Source organism: Amycolatopsis eburnea (assembly GCF_003937945.1).
In the GTDB taxonomy this organism is placed as follows: domain Bacteria; phylum Actinomycetota; class Actinomycetes; order Mycobacteriales; family Pseudonocardiaceae; genus Amycolatopsis; species Amycolatopsis eburnea.
The window spans coordinates 555895-573040 of sequence record NZ_RSEC01000032.1 but is presented as its reverse complement, the minus strand read 5'-3'; the positions used below and the strand labels follow the sequence as shown (position 1 = coordinate 573040).

17 protein-coding genes are annotated in these 17146 nt (G+C 71.8%); 13 read left to right on the top strand and 4 right to left on the bottom strand.

What is annotated here, in order from left to right:
* Positions 1 to 246: 246 nt before the first annotated feature.
* The 4 genes from EIY87_RS10555 (at position 247) to EIY87_RS10540 (ending at position 3514) form a co-directional block, all read left to right on the top strand.
* Positions 247 to 2229, top strand: a complete 1983-nt coding sequence (locus EIY87_RS10555; protein ID WP_125307468.1) for a type VII secretion-associated protein — start codon at positions 247 to 249, stop codon at positions 2227 to 2229.
* A 14-nt stretch (positions 2230 to 2243) separates the two neighbouring features.
* Positions 2244 to 2591 (top strand): hypothetical protein, encoded by a 348-nt coding sequence (locus EIY87_RS10550; protein WP_125307467.1) that lies wholly within the window; start codon positions 2244 to 2246, stop codon positions 2589 to 2591.
* Between the two features lie 254 nt (positions 2592 to 2845).
* Positions 2846 to 3166: a WXG100 family type VII secretion target gene (locus tag EIY87_RS10545; protein ID WP_086857635.1), complete on the top strand. Its 321-nt coding sequence runs from the start codon at positions 2846 to 2848 to the stop codon at positions 3164 to 3166.
* Between the two features lie 54 nt (positions 3167 to 3220).
* Positions 3221 to 3514: a WXG100 family type VII secretion target gene (locus EIY87_RS10540; RefSeq protein ID WP_086857634.1), complete on the top strand. Its 294-nt coding sequence runs from the start codon at positions 3221 to 3223 to the stop codon at positions 3512 to 3514.
* Between the two features lie 79 nt (positions 3515 to 3593).
* Here the strand turns inward: EIY87_RS10540 and EIY87_RS10535 are convergent, their stop codons facing one another.
* On the bottom strand, positions 3594 to 4295 hold the full coding sequence (locus tag EIY87_RS10535; RefSeq protein WP_125307466.1) for a DUF4333 domain-containing protein: 702 nt from the start codon (positions 4293 to 4295) through the stop codon (positions 3594 to 3596).
* Positions 4296 to 4324: 29 nt separating this feature from the next.
* Positions 4325 to 5218 carry a hypothetical protein gene (locus tag EIY87_RS10530; protein ID WP_125307465.1) on the bottom strand — a complete coding sequence of 298 codons (894 nt, stop codon included), beginning with the start codon at positions 5216 to 5218 and terminating at the stop codon, positions 4325 to 4327.
* Positions 5219 to 5479: 261 nt separating this feature from the next.
* On the opposite strand from EIY87_RS10530, the gene rplM reads away from it, so the two are divergent.
* From rplM to glmM, 3 genes are all read left to right on the top strand, one after another.
* On the top strand, positions 5480 to 5932 hold the full coding sequence (gene rplM / locus EIY87_RS10525) for a 50S ribosomal protein L13 (protein ID WP_086857631.1): 453 nt from the start codon (positions 5480 to 5482) through the stop codon (positions 5930 to 5932).
* Positions 5933 to 5946: 14 nt separating this feature from the next.
* Positions 5947 to 6459, top strand: coding sequence for a 30S ribosomal protein S9 (gene rpsI, locus EIY87_RS10520; protein WP_125307464.1), 513 nt, complete (start codon positions 5947 to 5949; stop codon positions 6457 to 6459).
* A 121-nt stretch (positions 6460 to 6580) separates the two neighbouring features.
* Positions 6581 to 7915, top strand: coding sequence for a phosphoglucosamine mutase (gene glmM / locus EIY87_RS10515; protein WP_125307463.1), 1335 nt, complete (start codon positions 6581 to 6583; stop codon positions 7913 to 7915).
* Here glmM and EIY87_RS10510 read toward each other — a convergent pair.
* Positions 7901 to 8782, bottom strand: a complete 882-nt coding sequence (locus EIY87_RS10510; RefSeq protein WP_125307462.1) for a cytochrome P450 family protein — start codon at positions 8780 to 8782, stop codon at positions 7901 to 7903. The genes glmM and EIY87_RS10510 overlap by 15 nt on opposite strands.
* Positions 8783 to 8812: 30 nt before the next feature.
* Between EIY87_RS10510 and EIY87_RS10505 the strand changes: the two genes are divergently transcribed.
* The 5 genes from EIY87_RS10505 to EIY87_RS10485 all read left to right on the top strand — a co-directional run bounded on the left by EIY87_RS10505 (position 8813) and on the right by EIY87_RS10485 (position 14132).
* A complete protein-coding gene (locus EIY87_RS10505; RefSeq protein WP_125307461.1) occupies positions 8813 to 10390 on the top strand; it encodes a fatty acyl-AMP ligase in 1578 nt (525 codons plus the stop codon).
* Positions 10383 to 10643, top strand: coding sequence for an acyl carrier protein (locus tag EIY87_RS10500; protein WP_125307460.1), 261 nt, complete (start codon positions 10383 to 10385; stop codon positions 10641 to 10643). Before EIY87_RS10505 ends, EIY87_RS10500 begins: the two co-directional genes overlap by 8 nt.
* A gap of 177 nt (positions 10644 to 10820) precedes the next feature.
* Positions 10821 to 11102, top strand: coding sequence for a hypothetical protein (locus EIY87_RS10495; protein WP_125307459.1), 282 nt, complete (start codon positions 10821 to 10823; stop codon positions 11100 to 11102).
* The gene (locus EIY87_RS10490; RefSeq protein ID WP_125307458.1) at positions 11102 to 13636 is read left to right on the top strand and encodes a WXG100 family type VII secretion target; all 2535 of its coding nucleotides are present in this window, start codon (positions 11102 to 11104) and stop codon (positions 13634 to 13636) included. The genes EIY87_RS10495 and EIY87_RS10490 overlap by 1 nt, the downstream gene beginning before the upstream one ends.
* Before the next feature lie 19 nt (positions 13637 to 13655).
* Complete coding sequence (locus tag EIY87_RS10485; RefSeq protein ID WP_125307457.1) at positions 13656 to 14132, top strand: hypothetical protein; 477 nt, start codon at positions 13656 to 13658, stop codon at positions 14130 to 14132.
* A gap of 34 nt (positions 14133 to 14166) precedes the next feature.
* Here the strand turns inward: EIY87_RS10485 and EIY87_RS10480 are convergent, their stop codons facing one another.
* Positions 14167 to 14991, bottom strand: a complete 825-nt coding sequence (locus EIY87_RS10480) for a poly(ethylene terephthalate) hydrolase family protein (RefSeq protein WP_125307456.1) — start codon at positions 14989 to 14991, stop codon at positions 14167 to 14169.
* 281 nt (positions 14992 to 15272) lie between these two features.
* Between EIY87_RS10480 and glmS the strand changes: the two genes are divergently transcribed.
* Positions 15273 to 17135: a glutamine--fructose-6-phosphate transaminase (isomerizing) gene (gene glmS / locus EIY87_RS10475; RefSeq protein WP_125307455.1), complete on the top strand. Its 1863-nt coding sequence runs from the start codon at positions 15273 to 15275 to the stop codon at positions 17133 to 17135.
* Positions 17136 to 17146 lie beyond the last annotated feature (11 nt).

Genomic DNA, 17146 nt, shown 5'->3' with positions numbered 1-17146 from the left:
GCATGGTGATGAACGGCTCCCGCGACGAGGGCGCGCTGGTCGGCAACATCAAGCCGAGCGCGATGCCGCCGGGCCGGGGCAACCTGCTGACCCGGAAGAACGGCAAGCAGCTGATCCAGGTGTCGTGGATCCAGCCCGACTGAGCACGGCTTCGGGGCGTCCCGCGGCGGGGGGTAGGTTCCTCCCCGTGGGGGCGCCCCGACGGCGGGGTGCGGGGGAACGCGACGAGTACTGCGGGAGCTGCTGGTGACGGTCCGGGTTGCGGTGGACTTCGGGACATCGAGCACCTGCGTCGTCGCCTCGGTGAACGGGCGCGAGCCGCAGGTCGTGGTGATCGACGGCCAGCCGCTGATGTCCTCGGCGGTGTTCGCGGCCGCGGACGGCACGCTGTTCGTCGGCCAGGAGGCCGAGCGGCAGGCGGCGGTCGACCCGTCGCGGTACGAGCCGAACCCGAAGCGGCGGATCGACGAAGGCGAGCTGCTGCTCGGGGACAGCGTCCTGCGGGTGACCGACGTCGTGCACGCCGTCCTGGGCCGCGCGGTGGCCGAGGCGCGCCGCCTCGCCGGGGACGCCGAGGTCGACCTGCTGGTGCTGACGCACCCCGCGGACTGGGGCGCGATCCGCACCCGGCTGCTGCGGCAGGCGGCGGGCGGGCTGGCGCGCGAGGTCGCGCTGGTGCCCGAGCCGGTCGCGGCGGCGGTCTACCACGCGGCGACGTTCGCGCCGCAGGACGTGACGAACGATCGCACCGTCGAGTTCAGCGGCCGCCCCGGCGACGCGCTCGCGGTGCTGGACCTCGGCGGTGGCACGGTGGACGTCAGCGTGGTCCGGCGGCTGCCGCCGGAGACCGCGCGGGACCGCGCCGGCCGGCCGCAGCGCGGCGGGTTCCAGGTCCTCGCCACCCGGGGCGACCCGGGGTTCGGTGGCGCGGACATCGACCAGGCGCTGCTGGAGCACGTCGGCTCGCTGGTGTCGGCCGCCGACCCGGACGCGTGGCGCCAGCTCGTCGAAGGGCGCGAGCTGGTCGACCGGCGCCGCCGCCGCGTGCTGCGCCAGGACGTCCGCGGTGCGAAGGAAACCCTTTCGCGGCACGCCTACACGGACGTGCCGATGCCGCCGCCGTTCGCCGACGCCCACGTCACCCGCGAGGACCTGGAGCGGCTGATCGCCACGCCGCTGGGCCGCGCGGTGGAGCTGACCGTCGCGGCCATCGGCGACGCGGGACTGCGGCCGAAGCAGCTCACGGCGATCTTCCTGGTCGGCGGGTCGAGCCGGATCCCGATGATCTCGCGGCTGGTGCACGAGCGCACCGGCGTCGTGCCGACGAGCCTCGACCAGCCCGAAACGGTGGTGGCGCGCGGCGCGCTGCGGGCGGTGCTGGTGGACCCGGACCGCACCGGCGCCCTGCCCGGCGAAGCGATGGCGCGGCTGGGCGCGGTCCCCGGCGGCACCGCCGGCCCGGCGGCGCAGCGCACGGAGGTCGTCCGGCCCGGCGACGTCGCCCCGCGCCCGGCCCCGCCGCGCACCCCGCCCGCGCCGAGCGGGTTCCCGAACCGCCCGGTGCCGCCGCCGTCGCCGCCCCGCGGCCAGCCGGCGGCCCGCCCGTGGACCCCGCCCGCCGGCCAGCCGGGCCCGTCGTCCGGTCCCGGCCGCGCCGCGCCCGAACCGGCCGCGAAGAGCAAGCGGAAGCTGTGGGGTATCGCCGGGATCGCGGTGGTCGCCGTGGCCGCGCTCGTCGTCGCCGGCTTCTTCGTGTTCAAGAGCTCCGGGAACGACGCCGTGAGCGGCCGCACGCTCTCGCAGTACGACTTCAAGTTCGTTTCGCCGGAAGACTGGGTCCAGACCGACGACCGGGTCGCCGAGCGGCAGGTGGTGATCCACCCGCAGGAGTCCCGGGACGGCAACGACCTGCTGGTCGCGCAGGAATACGTGATGGACTACGACGCGACCGCCGATCCGCAGAAGCTGGTCGACGAACTCAAGCGCAGCGCGGAAGCCGACACCGAGCGCTGGAGCGCGTTCACGCCGAGCCTGTCCTACGCCGGCCGGACCGTGATCGGTTACCACGAAAGCAAACCGGGCCGGCCGGATCTGCAGGTCGACTGGTACGTCGTGGCGAAGGGCAAGGTGCGGGTGCACATCGGCTGCCAGTACGCGACGGCGCAGTTGCGGGACCGAGTGGCCGTCGCGTGCACGCAGGCCGTGTCCACGGTCGAAATCCTCAACTGAGAGGAGGGCACGCGGTGCCGTCCGAAGAATTCGAAAGCGCCGCGGCGTCCTTCAAGCGGGTCGGGCAGGACGCGGTGACGCACGCCCGTCGCGTCGCCGGGAACGCGAAGGCGCGCAGCCAGCGGCGCCGCAGCGAGAACGCCGAGCTGCTGAAGCGCAGCGGCCGCGGCGTGAAGTCCGGCGACCCGACGCCGGGTGCGCTGCGTGCCGCCGCCGAACGGTTCCGCCGCGCCCGCGGGCTGGCCGTCCCGGCGGTTCCCGATCCGGTTCCTTCGCTTCCGCAACCGCCGGCCCGGCCCCCTCGATCGGGTGACGAAGACGAAGACTTTTCCCAGATGCGAATCATGAAACGCGATCAGTGAGAGCGTGCAACTGGTCGCTGTGCGTGTGCTAACCCCGCTGGTAGAGAACACATTTTCGGGTGACGTGTCGCCGAGCCGGGTCCTCGGTCGAATACCCGTGGCGACCGGTTCCCGCGGCGAGCGTTAACGCAAGCAACTACTTGCGGGCAAAGCACGACAAGGGGGAACCGGTCATGGCAATGTCTGCGTCGTAGGGCCGTACAACGAACAAGCCTGGTACGGACGACCATCAATCTTGCGAAGGGGGTTCCGGCATGACTGTCGGATTCCAGGGAACACCGGCTCAGTTCACCGAGGCCGAAGGCCGCGTCACCGAGGTGCGCGCCGGCATGGACGCCAACCTGTCCACGCTGCGCGACCGCATCGAGGCCACCCGCGCCGGCTGGCAGGGTGAGGCGCAGAAGGCGTTCGACCACGTCATGCAGCGCTTCGACGAGGACGCCCGCGGCATGAACCAGGCCCTGCAGAAGATCGCGGAGCTGCTCAAGGAAGCCGGCTCGAAGTACGAGCGCTCCGAGCAGCAGCAGCAGGAGATCATGCAGGCCGTCAACCGCGGCTTCGACCGCCTCGGCTGACCCTTCCCGTCCACCAAGACCACCTGACTTCCGCATTCTCAAAAGGAGCACACCATGCCTGATGGCGCCGGCATTGTCGTCAATTACGCCACCATCCACGCGGCCGCCGAAGACTGCAGCACCACCGGCAACGAGCTGCAGCAGGCGTTCGACCGCCTGAAGGACGACCTCAAGCCGCTGGTCACCACCTGGACCGGTGCCGCGAAGGACCAGTACGACCAGGCCCAGCGCAACTGGGACCAGAAGTTCGAAGACCTGAAGCAGGTCCTGGCGCAGATCGCCGCCGCCCTGCCGCAGATCGCCGACGGCTACCAGAGCACGGACAAGGCCGTCGAGGGCCTGTTCTGAGCCGCTAGCCCCGGAAACCACGGCGGGCCCGCACTCCGGTGCGGGGCCCGCCGTTTTCCGTTGCCGGGTAAGGGAAAACTCAGTGGGGGGCGCCGACCTCGTACTCCGGCCGGTCGTTGAGCACCCGCACGGTCACCTTCTTCTCCTGCCCGCCGATCGTGACGGTGCAGTCGAAGGTCGTCCCGTTCTGCGCGGCCTGGTTCGCCGGGCACTGCGCGTTCTTCACGTCCGGCTCGCCGTAGTTCTCGTTGAGGACCTTGACCACACCGTCCTGAAGGGACTGTCGCTCGAGGACGTCCCCGCGGAACGCGCCCAGCAGCCACGCCGCGCCGCCACCGATGGCGAGCACCAGGACGGCCGCTCCCGCGATCAGCAACGGCTTCTTGGACTTCGGCTTCTTCTCCGGCTCCGCGGCGAACGCGCCGAGCCCGCCGTACTGCGACGGCTGGAACCCGCCGCCGTACTGCTGCCCCGGCTGACCCGGTTGCCCCGGCGCGGGTTGCGCGGGCCAGCCGCCGCCGGGTGTGCCCGGCTGCTGTGGCGTCGGCTGGGACGGCGGTTGCCACGGCGCCGGCGGCCCCGGCTGCCACGGCCCCGAGAACGACCCGGACGTGCCGGGCTGCTGGCCCTGGTTCCACTGGCCCGTGTAGGAACCCGTGCCGGGGTCGGCCTGCTGCTGGTGCTGCCACTGCCCGGCGTGCGGGCCGGTCGCCTGCTGCTCGGGCTGGTTCGGCTGCGGCTGCCACCACTGCGGCTGCTGCTGGTCCGGCGGCTGGGTCATCGGAGATCACCTCGGGTCGTGGTCACGCTTCAGCTGCCCTGGGCTTCGCCGAGCTTGCGGTAGAACTCGTTCATCGCCGCTCGGTCGGGCAGCACGGTGATCTGGGACGGGTCCGGCAGCTTCGGCATGTCCTGGAGGCTCGCCTTGCCGGTGAACCGGAAGTCGTACTTGAGCTCGACGTTGTGCCCGTCGCCGGAGAACTTGGCCTCCATCCCGAACGAGACGAGGCTGCCGTCGGGGTTCAGCGTGATCGTCGCCGGGACGGGCGCCTTCTTCAGCTCCGGCCCGATCTGGTCGGTGATGCTCTTCGGCAGGATCTCGACCTTCTTCTTGACGAAGATCTCGAACGGCACCATCACCGTCAGCGCGGTCTTGCCGTCGCCGAGGCTCTTCGCGCCGCGCACGGCCCGCTTGTCGGCCTCGTAGGCGCTGAAGGCCGAGTCGGCCATCCGGCACGGCGTCAGCACGCCGCCCCAGACGCACGGCTGGACCAGGCCGGCCTCCGGTTTCGGCATCGACACCCACGCCGTCGGCGAGACGCCCTTCTGGACGTACATCGGGCCGAGGTAGGTGTACTCGACCGTGCCGTCGGCCGGCGTGTAGGTGTCGATGATCTCGTCGGGGTTCTTCTGCGAGCGGTGCCGCACCGCGCGGCTCTCCGGGCTGCCGGTGCGGGCCGACGTCACGGTGCTGTGGATCCACTTCTCGTCGAACTTGAAGTAGGCGTCCAGCGAGTTGGTGACGTCGCGCGTGTCGGTGATGGCGTCGCTCAGCTTGCCGATCACCTGCTCGAACTTGCCGCCGACGTAGTCCGCGGCGTCGTCGCCCTTCGCCAGCGCGGTGCCCGCCTTCGCCTGGCCGCAGGCGCTGACCAGGGCCAGGAGGGCAGCCAGGACGAAGGTCGCCGTAGGTCGTTTCCTCATGCCGTCCCCATGCTCGCGTGTGCCGCCCGGATGGTCCCATCCTCGCGTGTCGTGGCGACGCGTGCAGGCGGTTCGGCCGGAAAACCGGGTAGAGTCCGGCTGCGCCCGGGCCGCTCGGAGCCTAGTATGAGCGCTCCCACCCACCCCCGATGCACGGGCGCGGTGGACGTGGGGGTATCTTCATATGTCGTTGTGCGTTGCGGCGCATCAGCGCTAGGCCCGCACAGAACCCACACGCAATGTTGACGACGAGGTAGACCCTTGCCCACGTACAGCCCCAAGCCCGGCGACGTCACTCGTGCCTGGCACGTGATCGACGCCGAGGATGTCGTGCTCGGCCGGCTCGCGACCGAGGTCGCCACGCTGCTGCGCGGCAAGCACAAGCCGACCTACGCCCCGCACGTGGACACCGGTGACTTCGTCATCATCGTCAACGCCGAGAAGGTCGCGCTCACCGGTAACAAGCGCGAACAGAAGTTCGCGTACCGGCACAGCGGTTACCCGGGCGGTCTGCGGAAGCGCTCGTTCGGCGAGCTCCTGGACACCAAGCCCGAGCACCTTGTCGAAAAGGTCGTCAAGGGCATGCTGCCGAAGAACAAGCTCGGCCGCGCCCAGGCGAAGAAGCTGAAGGTGTACGCCGGCCCGCAGCACCCGCACACCGCGCAGCAGCCGCAGGTGCGCGAGATCACCAAGATCGCGCAGGTCGCGCAGTGAGTGAGGAACAGTCTGTGACCAGCACCGAGACCGAGACCCCCGAGGTCGTCGAGGCCACCGAGACCGGCGCCGTGGCCACCAGCGAGACCCCGGTCGCCACCAGCGAGTCGGAAGCCGCGCCGCGTCCGTCGCGCGCCGCCGGCGGCAACGCGCAGACCGTCGGCCGCCGCAAGGAAGCCGTGGTCCGCGTGCGGGTCGTCCCGGGCACCGGGGTGTTCAAGCTCAACGGCCGCACCCTCGAGGAGTACTTCCCGAACAAGGTGCACCAGCAGCTCATCCGCGAGCCGCTGGTCACGGTCGAGAAGCCGGACTCCTTCGACATCTTCGCCAACCTCCACGGCGGCGGCGTCTCCGGCCAGGCCGGCGCGCTGCGCCTGGCGATCGCCCGCGCGCTCGTCGAGGTCGACGCGGACGACCGCCCGGCCCTCAAGAAGGCCGGCTTCCTGACCCGTGACGCGCGCGCCACGGAGCGGAAGAAGTACGGCCTCAAGAAGGCCCGCAAGGCCCCGCAGTACAGCAAGCGCTGATCGCGCCTTCTGGCGCAACCGACCGGAGCGCCCATCCGTCCATCGGATGGGCGCTTCGGCGTTTTCACCGGTCCGTCAGGATCGCTAGGTTGTCGTGGTGGTTCCACAAGGAGGTCGATCGATGGCACGCCTGTTCGGTACCGACGGGGTACGTGGCCTGGCCAACGCCGAGCTGACGCCGGAGCTGGCTCTCACGCTGGCGGCCAGCGCCGCCCGGGTGCTCGCCGCGCACGACCGCTCGCACCGGCCGGTCGCCGTCGTCGGCCGCGACCCGCGGGCCAGCGGCGAGATGCTCGAAGCCGCCGTGGTGGCGGGCCTCACGTCCGCCGGGGCCGACGTCCGCCTCGTCGGCGTCCTGCCCACGCCCGCGGTCGCGTACCTGGTCGGCGCGCTCGAAGCCGACCTCGGCGTGATGATCTCCGCGTCGCACAACCCGATGCCGGACAACGGCATCAAGCTCTTCGCCGCGGGCGGGCACAAGCTCCCCGACGGCATCGAGGACGAGATCGAGGCCGGCCTCTCCGCCGACGCGGTCCGCCCGACCGGCATCGGCGTCGGGCGCGTCACCACCGTCGAGGACGCCCTCGACCGCTACGCGACCCACCTGCTCGGCGCGACCCCGCACTCCCTGTCCGGGCTGAAGGTCGTCGTCGACTGCGCGAACGGCGCGTCGTCGGCCGCCGCGCCCGAGGTCTACCGCCGCGCCGGCGCCGAGGTCGTGGCCCTGCACGCCGACCCGGACGGCGTCAACATCAACGAGCACTGCGGCTCCAACCACCCCGAGAAGCTGCGCAAGGCGGTCGTCGCGCACGGCGCCGACCTCGGCATCGCGCACGACGGCGACGCCGACCGCTGCGTGGCCGTGGACTCCGCCGGCGAGCTGATCGACGGCGACCAGATCATGGCGGTGCTGGCGCTGGCGCTGGCCGAACGCGGTGAGCTGACCAAGGACACGCTGGTCGCGACCGTGATGAGCAACCTCGGCCTGCACCTGGCGATGAAGGTCAACGGCGTGAACGTCGTGACGACCGCGGTCGGCGACCGGTACGTCCTCGAGGAGCTGCGCGCGAGCGGCTACGCCCTCGGCGGCGAGCAGTCCGGGCACGTCGTGCTCCCGGCCCACGCGACCACCGGTGACGGCCTGCTGACGGCGTTGCGCCTGATGAGCCGCATGGCCGAGACGGGCAAGTCCCTCGCCGACCTCGCCGCCGTGATGAACCGGCTGCCGCAGGTACTGGTGAACGTCCCGGTCGCGGACAAGTCCGCGGTCGCCGGCTCGACCGAGGTCCGGGACGCCATCGGCGAGGTGGAAGCCGAGCTGGGCGAGGAGGGCCGGGTGCTGCTGCGCCCGTCCGGCACCGAGCAGCTGGTCCGCGTGATGGTCGAGGCCCCGGCCCAGTCCACCGCCCAGGCGGCGGCCGACCGCCTCGCAGGCGTCGTCTCAGCCGTTTCCTGACCTGGTCACCACGGCCTTCGCCAGGCCGTGGAACACCGGGTGGGTCTTCCAGCGGACGTCGGTGACCGAGCAGCCGCCGGCGAGGAGCTTCGCCAGCGCTCCCAGCGCGACCTCGGCCTCGGCCAGCGCCACCCCGGACCCCGGGCACGCGTGGCGGCCGAGCCCGAACGGCAGGCCGTCGGCCAGCGAGATCGCCACCGGGCCTTCCGGGCCGAAGCGCAGGACGTACCGGGCCGGGCAGATCTCCGCCGCCAGCTCGCGCACGGACTTCGGCCCCGAAGTGGCCAGCGCCAGCCCGGCGCAGGCCAGGAAGTTCAGCGAGTTCTCGTACGCGGCGTGCGCGAGCACCACCGGGTTGAACATCAGCTCGTCCTCGTCCAGCCGCCCGGCCGCGTGCGCGTCCCGCAGCGCCGTGAGGCCGCCCGGCCCGGCCGGGGTGCGGCTGAGCTGCACCGCGAGCCGGAACGCGGCCGCCTGGCCGGCCCGGTCCGTGCCGCCGAAGACGTCGAGGTTCGCCGTCGTCGCCTCCAGGCGGTCCAGGAAGCCGTCGTCGAGGGCGACCCCGAGCACCGAGGACGTCACGGCGCCCGCGACCGGCCGGGCGAAGTCGCGCACCAGGTCGAACTCCGGGCCCAGCCCGGCCACCACGGCCTCGATCCCGGCCAGCACCGGCGCCGGCAGCGGCTCCAGGCGAGCGATGATCTCCCGCAGCACCCCGCGCAGCCGGGTGTGGCCTTCGCCGTCGCGCAGCAGCACGCTGGGCGAGCCGATACCGGGGTCCGACGTCAGGTCCGGCGAGCGCAGCGCCCGCGCGCTCGCGTCGCGTCCGGTGACGACGCGGATCCCGTGCTCTTCGAACTGGTCCATCGCCCGCCCAACCTAGGGCAGGATGGGCCCGTGCCGCCCGCAGCCGTCCCGGACGAGGTCCTGGCCACGCCGTTCACGGACCACCTGCTCCGCAACGCCGCCGAAGACCGCCCGGCCTTCACCTGCCTGACCTTCCCCGGCCCCGCCGAGCACACGCTGACCTGGCCCCGGCTGCTCGCCCGCGTCCGCGGCGTCGCCCGCGAGCTGCGGCACCACACCCGGCCGGGCGACCGCGTGGCGATCGTCGCCCGCCAGGACCTCGAGTACGTCGTCGCGTTCCTCGGCACGCTCTACGCGGGGCTCGTCGCGGTGCCGCTGTCGGTCCCGACCGGCCGCACCCACGCCGCCCGGATCGAGTCGGCCTTCGCCGACGCCCGGCCGTCGGTGTGCCTGACCTCGAAGAACCTGCTGGAGAAGACCGCCTCGCTGGCCGGACGGCCGGACGTCGTGCTCGCGATCGAGGACATCGGGCCCGACGACGCCGAGCCGCCCGCCGCGGTCGCGATGGCCGACCCGGCGTACCTGCAGTACACGTCGGGCTCGACGCGCCGCCCGGCCGCCGCGGTGATCTCGCACCGCGCGCTGGTCGCCAGCTGCTGGCAGACCACGCGCTGCTACCACGCCGACGCGTCGACGCCGCTGGCCGGCTGGGTCCCGTTCTTCCACGACATGGGGCTGGTCCTGCTGATCGGCACGCCGGTCTTCCTCGGCTCGCGGTCGGTGTTCTTCACGCCGATGGAGTTCGTGCGCGACCCGCTGCGCTGGATCCGGCTGCTGGCGGAGTACCCGGGCGCGATCACCGCGGCGCCGAACTTCGCCTTCGACCTGGCCGCCGAAGCGGCGGGGGAGCTGGAGCCCGTCGACCTCTCGCACGTGAACTCGGTGCTCAACGGCAGCGAGCCCGTCCGCGCGGCCACCGTCGCGGCCTTCGAGCGGGCGTTCGCGCCGTTCGGGCTGCCGCGCGCGGCGCACAAGCCGTGCTACGGGCTGGCCGAGGCGACGGTCTTCGTCACGAGCACGGGGGACGAGGGCCCGACCGTGACGACGTCCGGCCTGGTCTCCGTGGGGCGCCCGTACGGCCAGCGGATCCGCGTTGTCGACAAAGCGACCGGCGAGCCGCTGCCGGACGGCGAGGTCGGCGAGATCCGGGTGTCCGGGCCGAACGTCGCCGACCGCTACTGGGGCCACGACGCCCCGCTGGCGGACGGCGGCTGGCTGGCCACCGGCGACCTCGGCTTCGTCCACGAAGGACTGCTGTACGTCACCGGCCGGCTCAAGGACCTGATCATCGTCGACGGCCGCAACCACTACCCGCAGGACATCGAAGCCACCGTCGAGGCCGCGCACCCGGCCGTCCGGGCCGGCCGGGTCGCCGCGTTCGCCGTGGACGGGGCGGGTGGCGAGGGGGTCGCGGTCGTGGCCGGCTGCGCGGCGCCGGACGAGACCGTGGAGAAGGCGGTGCGGCGGGCCGTCTCGGCGGGGCACGACCTGCCGCTGCGCGCGCTGTGGCTCGTCCCGCCGGGCGCGGTGCCGCGCACCTCCAGCGGCAAGGTGGCCCGTGCCGCGGCCCGCGACCGCTGGTGGGGCGAGAATGGGCGGCATGGCTGACCCGGGCACCTACGTCGACGAGATCAAGCGCACCATCTGCTTCGCGCTGGAGATCCCGCCCGAGCGGCTGACCGACACGACGCCGTTCGACGAGCTCGGGATGACGTCCCGGCAGCGGATCCAGCTGCTCTCGCGCGTCGAGGTGACCTACGGCGTTTCGGTCGACCTCGACGAGCTCGACCGGCTGGTGGACGTCCGCGGCGTCGCCGAGGTGATCTCCGAGGCGGTCGCCGCGCAACGCCCGACCGGGTGATGGGCCAGTTCGGCAAAGCCCAGGTAGGGCGCCGGACCGGCCGCTAGACTCTGTGTGCATCTGCGACGGCACCGAACGGCGGCCGGGCGCGTCACAGTCTTGAAACCCGAGCCAGTGACTGTGGGATCGAAGGGGGCAGCGACCATGCCAGACGGGTATGCAGCGAGTTCGGAGGCGATGACGCGGGCGCAAATCCGCCTCGCGGACGCCGCCGACGACCCGGCGGCCGAAGCGAAGAAGGTCGCGCCGACCGAGATCGCCGCCGCCGACTTCGGCCGCGTGCACCAGGAGGGTTTCGGCAAGTACAAGGCCGGGATGGACGAGATCGGCGCGGGCATGACGGGGCTGTCGAACGCCCTCATGAACCTCGGCAGCGGGATCGGGACGGCCGGCTCCAAGTACACCGCGCAGGAAGCGAACGCCGGCGCGCAGGCGAACCAGGCCGGGGGTAACCGCTGATGGCTGACTGGGCCGAAATCAAGAAGGTCCTCGATGACCCGAACGTCTCCATGGAGACGAAGACGAAGCTCATGGAGGAGTACGACCGCAACACCTTCAACTTCAACGACGAAGAAGAAGAGTACGCGAAGAAGTACATCGAGAACTACTCCGACGGCGGCGGCGGTTACGACCCGTTCGATTCCAACGACACCGACGACATCGTCAAGGAAGCGAAGACGGAGTCGGCGGCCAAGAACCAGGAACACCAGCGCCAGACCGACGAGCGCGACCAGGCGAAGAAGAACCTGGACGGGATCACCACGCCGACGCTGGGGGTCGGCGCGAAGAGTTCCGACGAGCAGCTGGACCAGGGCAACGTCGCGGTCGACCTGCTCGCGAAGTGGACCGACGAGGTCTGGAACCAGATCAAGGGCGGCGAGGGCGAGAAGAAGAATTCCCAGACCGAACTCAAGGACAAGTTCCACGAGAACCGCGGGATCCAGTACCAGAAGTTCCTTTCCGACGCCGACGACCTCGCCAAGGCGCACAAGGTCGTCGAGGACACGCTGAGCAAGAGCGACACCGAGCTCCAGACCCTCTTCGGGGAATGGAAGGGCAAGGGCGCCAACGCGGCGGAAATCAAGTACGACGAGACGATCAAGCCGCACGCCAAGGAGCTTTCGCAGCAGATCGACGGCGCGGCGAAGCTGATCCCGCAGACCGTGACGCACGTCTTCGACGCCGTCAAGAAGAAGGTCGACGAGGTCCTGCAGCTGCACCGCCCGGTGATCGCCGAAGCCGACATCCCGATGGCGAAGGACGTCCTCAAGATCGCCAACGGCGACACCGAGGAGTTCGACGACTTCATGAAGGTCGCGAGCTGGATCGACGCGGTCAACGCGAAGAACAACAACCCGTCGAACCTCGCCGAGCGCCTGCAGAACGACGACTGCGGCTTCAACGACGAGAACATCGAATACGGCCGCCAGGTCACCCGCTACTGGCGCGACGGTGCTTTCGCGCGGGAGTACAAGGGCCTGATCAACGCCTTCGACGGCTCCTGCAAGACCGCCAAGGACACCATCGACCAGCAGTTCGGCGCGCTCGCGCGGTACATGGACGGCTACCGCAACCAGCTGACCGAGGCGAAGAACGACGGCGGCGGCGACAAGGGCGGCGGGGACAAGGGCGGCAACACCGGGGGCGGCGACAAGGGCGGCAACACCGGCGGTGGCACGGGCGGCGGGACCGGTGGCGGCACCGGTGGGGGAACCGGCGGCGGCACCGGCGGGGGCGGCACGACGCCGTCGGCGACCGAGCCGCCGAAGACCGAGGACCCCGCGAAGCCGGACGACGGCAAGAACCCGATCACCGGCAAGCCCCTCGAAGTCGACCCGGCGACCGGCGAGCCGTACCCGATCGACCCGAAGACCGGCGAAGCCATCAAGGACATGGACGACACCGACACGGTGTCGGTCAAGAAGGGCGACAACACGATCGAGATGTCCGAGCCCGACAAGGAGGGCAAGCAGGACATCTCCGTGGACGACGGCCACGGCCACAAGAAGGACTACCACCTCGACTGGGGTGACGACGACAAGGCCGAAGCAGGCAAGGACGGCAAGGACGGCGCCAAGGCCGACGGCAGCTTCGGCCCGCAGGGCAGCCAGGCGGTCAAGGAGGGCCAGCCCTCGGCCGACGGCAGCTACAAGCCCGGCCCGGACGGCAAGATCCACATCCAGGACGGCAACCTCAAGATCACGGCCGAGCGGCCGGAGGGCCCCGACGGCCCGACGATCGTGACCGTCGACGACGGCAAGGGCGAGCCGACCACCTACACGCTCGACGAGAAGGACGACCCCAAGGCCGACGACCTCAAGGCGGACGGCAAGGGCGACGGCAAGACCGACCCGGCGGGCTCGGAGATCAAGCACGACCCGAAGGCCGAGACCCCGCTGACGAAGGACCCGGCGCCGCCCAACCCGGACCCGGGCTTCACGCGCAGCGAAGCGGCCGGTGGCGGCGCGAGCGGGTTCAGCGCCCCGGGCGGGGTCGACGTCGGCGGTGACTTCGGCGGCGGCAGCAGTGTCGGCGCGGAGCCCGCCGTGGCGACGGCCGACGCGGGCGGCGGTGCCGGTGGCGGTGGCGACGCGACGACGACGGCGGGGGCGAGCGACTTCGGCTCCGCGGTCACCGGCGGCGGCGCGACGGCGGACTTCGCCGGCGCGGTGTCGCTCGACCCGGGTGCCCAGACGGGCAGCGACGCGTCGATGCCGATGTCCGACGGCGGCGGGCTGGGCGCGACCCCGGTCGACGCCGGCGCGCACCAGGCCGCGGCGAGCGGCTCGTCCGGCATGAGCGGGATGAGCGGCATGGGCGGGATGATGGGCGGCATGGGCGGTGCCCCGGGCGGCGGTGGCGGCGGCGACCAGCAGCGCGGCCCCAGCCAGTACCGCATCGAGGGCGGCGTGTTCGAAACGAGCGGCGCGAAGGGCCGGATCAGCGGCTCGCTCGACGACGAGGGTGACCGTTCGATCCGGTACGACCGGTGACGAGGGCTGAGGAGGGCCGATGAGCAGCGCCGAAGACCGGTACCGCGCGGCGATCTCGACGATGGAAGCCGCGGCGCGGGAGCAGGACGAGCAGCGGGGGCTGCGCGAACGCCACGTCGCCGAGGCCACCGCGGAGGCGCGCGAGGGGCTGAAGCGGGAGATGGGCGCCGCGCAGAAGTACGCCGAGCACATGGACGAGCTCAACAAGCGCAAGCAGAGCGCGGGTGGCTGGGCGACGGAGAAGACGCTGGCCGACAAGTCCCGCGAGTCGCTGATGGAGTTCGGCGTCCAGGACGAAGAGGCGGACACGGGCTACACGGCGTACCCGACGCCGAGCTACGGAACGCCGGTGCCGGCGCCCGCGGCGGTCGCCCCGCGTCCCGAGCCGGCCCCGGAGCCGCCGGCCCCGGCCGCACCGGAGCCGCCGCGGCGGGGCAGGCACGCCCGCCAGCCGGACGACGAAGACGATTTCTCCAGCACCAGCTGGCTGGTGTGAGGAAGGGCCCGGCTCCGGCCGGGCCCTTTCCACGTCAGTGCGCGGGTTCTTCCTCGCGCTCGATGGGGGCGCGCTTGACGTCCGCCTCGAGCAGCGGCCGGTACTTGTCGGTGCCGGTCAGGTGCGTCAGGAAGAAGGCGGTGAACAGCGCCCGGGTCAGCTGCTGCGTCCCGCGGTGCGGCTTGCCGTGCATGATCAGCTGCGACCAGTGCCTGCCCTCGGTGACGCCCAGGTGCGACGCCTTGCCGAGCAGCCGCAGCTGGACGTCGTCGCCACCCCAGCCGTTCGCGATGGCTTCGGCGTGCCCGACGGCCGGCGCGACCAGGTCCCCGTCCGCGGCGAGGTGCAGCCCGGGCACGGTGATGGCCTGGGCGGCCTCGTGCGCCGGCGGCAGCGTCTGAGCGGCGGTGATGGTGGCGACCGCGCGGATCCGCGGGCGCTCGGCCTGGGCGTCCTGCGCCGCGGCGAGCACGGCGGCGCCACCCCCGGTCGAGTGCCCGGCGAGCCCGAGCTTGGCGGGATCGACGCTGATGCCGTCCGGCCCGAGCCGCACGGTGGTGACGACGTCGAGGGTGGTCAGCAGATCGGCGGCGAGCAGCCGGTGCGACGGCAACGGCCCCTTCTGCGTGGCAGGCGCGGCGGCGACGATGCCCCAGCTGGCAAGGTGCTGCAACAGCTGCCGGTACCGGTGCGGCGGCTGCAGCCACCCGTGCCCGAAGGCCACGGCGGGCAGCCCGAGCCCGGCCCGCGGCGTGAACACCACACCGGGCAGCCCGACCAGGGCGAGATCACCCCGCAGGACCTCGTGCGGACCCGGATGCGTCAACTCCGCGAGCAGCTGCTTGGGCTTGCTGGCCATAGCCGGAACCCTACTGCGCGAGCCCGCAGGAGGCTCGCTCGCCGCCCCGGCAAGCCCCGGACCCACCCCCAAGCGCCCCAATGTGGCCTTCGGTGCGTCAGACGCACCGAAGGCCACGTTGGGTGCGTGAGACGCAACCAAGGCCACCTTGGGGCGCTGGGCCGGTACCCGAGTGGGTGACGGGGCATTGGTCCGGACCATGACCGATCCGGCTTGCCCAGGTCAAGCGGCCTTTCCGGACCCCGTCAGCCTGCCGAACGTCCCTCGTTAGGCTGGTGCGCGTGTGTGGAATCGTGGGATATGTCGGGCACCGCCCGGCTCTGGACGTCGTCCTCGGCGGGCTCCGGCGCATGGAGTACCGCGGTTACGACTCGGCCGGGGTCGCGGTCCTCGACGGTGCCGGTGCGCTGACCGTCGAGCGCAAGGCGGGCCGCCTCGCCAACCTGGAAGCCGAGCTCGACGCGGTCGGCCGGGACAACTTCGCCGGGACCGCCGGCATGGGCCACACCCGCTGGGCCACCCACGGTGCGCCGATCGACCGCAACTCGCACCCGCACCGGGACACGAGCCAGCGCGTCGCGATCGTGCACAACGGCATCATCGAGAACTTCGCCGCTCTCCGGGCCGAACTGGAAGCCGACGGCGTCGAGATGGCCAGCGACACCGACAGCGAGACCGCCGCCCACCTCGTCGCCCGCGCCTACGCCGAAGGCGACACCAAGGGTGACTTCGCCGCGAGCGTCGCCGCCGTCTGCCGCCGGCTGGAAGGCGCCTTCACCCTGGTCGTGACGCACGCCGACGAGCCGGACACCATCGTCGCCGCCCGCCGGTCGTCGCCGCTGGTCGTCGGCGTGGGCGACGGGGAGCACTTCGTCGCCTCGGACGTCGCCGCCTTCATCGAGCACACCCGGGAGGCCGTCGAACTGGGCCAGGACCAGCTCGTCGTCATCACGCGCGAGGGCTACGACGTCCGCGACTTCCACGGCGACGCCGCCCAGGCCAAGCCGTTCACCGTGGACTGGGACCTCTCCGCCGCCGAAAAGGGCGGCCACGAGTACTTCATGCTCAAGGAGATCGAGGAGCAGCCCGAGGCGCTGGCGAACACGCTGCGCGGGCACTTCGAGTCCGGCCGGATCATCCTCGACGAGCAGCGCATCTCCGACCAGGACCTCCGCGACGTCGACAAGGTCTTCGTCGTCGCCTGCGGGTCGGCCTACCACTCCGGCCTGGTCGCGAAGTACGCCATCGAGCACTGGACGCGGCTGCCGGTCGAGGTCGAGCTGGCGTCCGAGTTCCGCTACCGCGACCCGGTGCTGGACCGCGACACGCTCGTCGTCGCCGTGTCCCAGTCCGGCGAGACGGCGGACACGCTCGAAGCCGTCCGGCACGCGCGTGAGCAGAAGGCGCGCGTCCTGGCCGTCTGCAACACCAACGGCGCGCAGATCCCGCGTGAGTCCGACGCCGTCCTCTACACCCACGCCGGGCCCGAGATCGGCGTCGCGTCGACGAAGGCGTTCCTCGCCCAGATCGCGGCGAACTACCTCGTCGGCCTGGCGCTGGCGCAGGCGCGCGGCACGAAGTACCCGGACGAGGTCGCCCGCGAGTTCGCCGAGCTGGAGGCCATGCCCGCGGCCGTCCAGAAGGTACTGTCCACTGTGGAGCAGACCCGCGACCTCGGCCGGCGCATCGCCGACTCGCGCGCGGTGCTGTTCCTCGGCCGCCACGTCGGATTCCCGGTCGCCCTCGAAGGCGCGCTCAAGCTCAAGGAACTCGCGTACATGCACGCCGAGGGCTTCGCGGCAGGCGAGCTGAAGCACGGCCCGATCGCGCTGATCGAAGACGGCCTGCCGGTCGTCGTCGTGATGCCGTCGCCCAAGGGCCGCGCGGTGCTGCACTCGAAGCTCGTGTCGAACATCAGCGAGATCCAGGCCCGCGGCGCCCGCACGATCGTGATCGCCGAAGAGGGTGACGAGACCGTCCGGCCGTTCGCCGACGAGCTCATCGAGGTCCCCGCGGTGCCGACGCTGCTGCAGCCACTGGTGTCCACGGTGCCGCTGCAGGTGCTGGCCGCGGAGATCGCCCGCGCCCGCGGGTACGACGTCGACAAGCCGCGTAACCTGGCGAAGTCCGTGACCGTCGAGTAGCGGGAGGCCTT

What these genes read in the sequence shown, in the direction of transcription:
- EIY87_RS10485 (WP_125307457.1), top strand. Translation starts at nt 13,656, where the DNA reads ATGAGCAGCGCCGAAGACCGGTACCGCGCGGCGATCTCGACGATGGAA.
- EIY87_RS10490 (WP_125307458.1), top strand. Translation starts at nt 11,102, where the DNA reads ATGGCTGACTGGGCCGAAATCAAGAAGGTCCTCGATGACCCGAACGTC.
- EIY87_RS10540 (WP_086857634.1), top strand. Translation starts at nt 3,221, where the DNA reads ATGCCTGATGGCGCCGGCATTGTCGTCAATTACGCCACCATCCACGCG.
- EIY87_RS10545 (WP_086857635.1), top strand. Translation starts at nt 2,846, where the DNA reads ATGACTGTCGGATTCCAGGGAACACCGGCTCAGTTCACCGAGGCCGAA.
- EIY87_RS10480 (WP_125307456.1), bottom strand. Translation starts at nt 14,991, where the DNA reads ATGGCCAGCAAGCCCAAGCAGCTGCTCGCGGAGTTGACGCATCCGGGT.
- EIY87_RS10535 (WP_125307466.1), bottom strand. Translation starts at nt 4,295, where the DNA reads ATGACCCAGCCGCCGGACCAGCAGCAGCCGCAGTGGTGGCAGCCGCAG.
- EIY87_RS10495 (WP_125307459.1), top strand. Translation starts at nt 10,821, where the DNA reads ATGACGCGGGCGCAAATCCGCCTCGCGGACGCCGCCGACGACCCGGCG.
- EIY87_RS10500 (WP_125307460.1), top strand. Translation starts at nt 10,383, where the DNA reads ATGGCTGACCCGGGCACCTACGTCGACGAGATCAAGCGCACCATCTGC.
- glmM (WP_125307463.1), top strand. Translation starts at nt 6,581, where the DNA reads ATGGCACGCCTGTTCGGTACCGACGGGGTACGTGGCCTGGCCAACGCC.
- EIY87_RS10530 (WP_125307465.1), bottom strand. Translation starts at nt 5,218, where the DNA reads ATGAGGAAACGACCTACGGCGACCTTCGTCCTGGCTGCCCTCCTGGCC.
- EIY87_RS10510 (WP_125307462.1), bottom strand. Translation starts at nt 8,782, where the DNA reads ATGGACCAGTTCGAAGAGCACGGGATCCGCGTCGTCACCGGACGCGAC.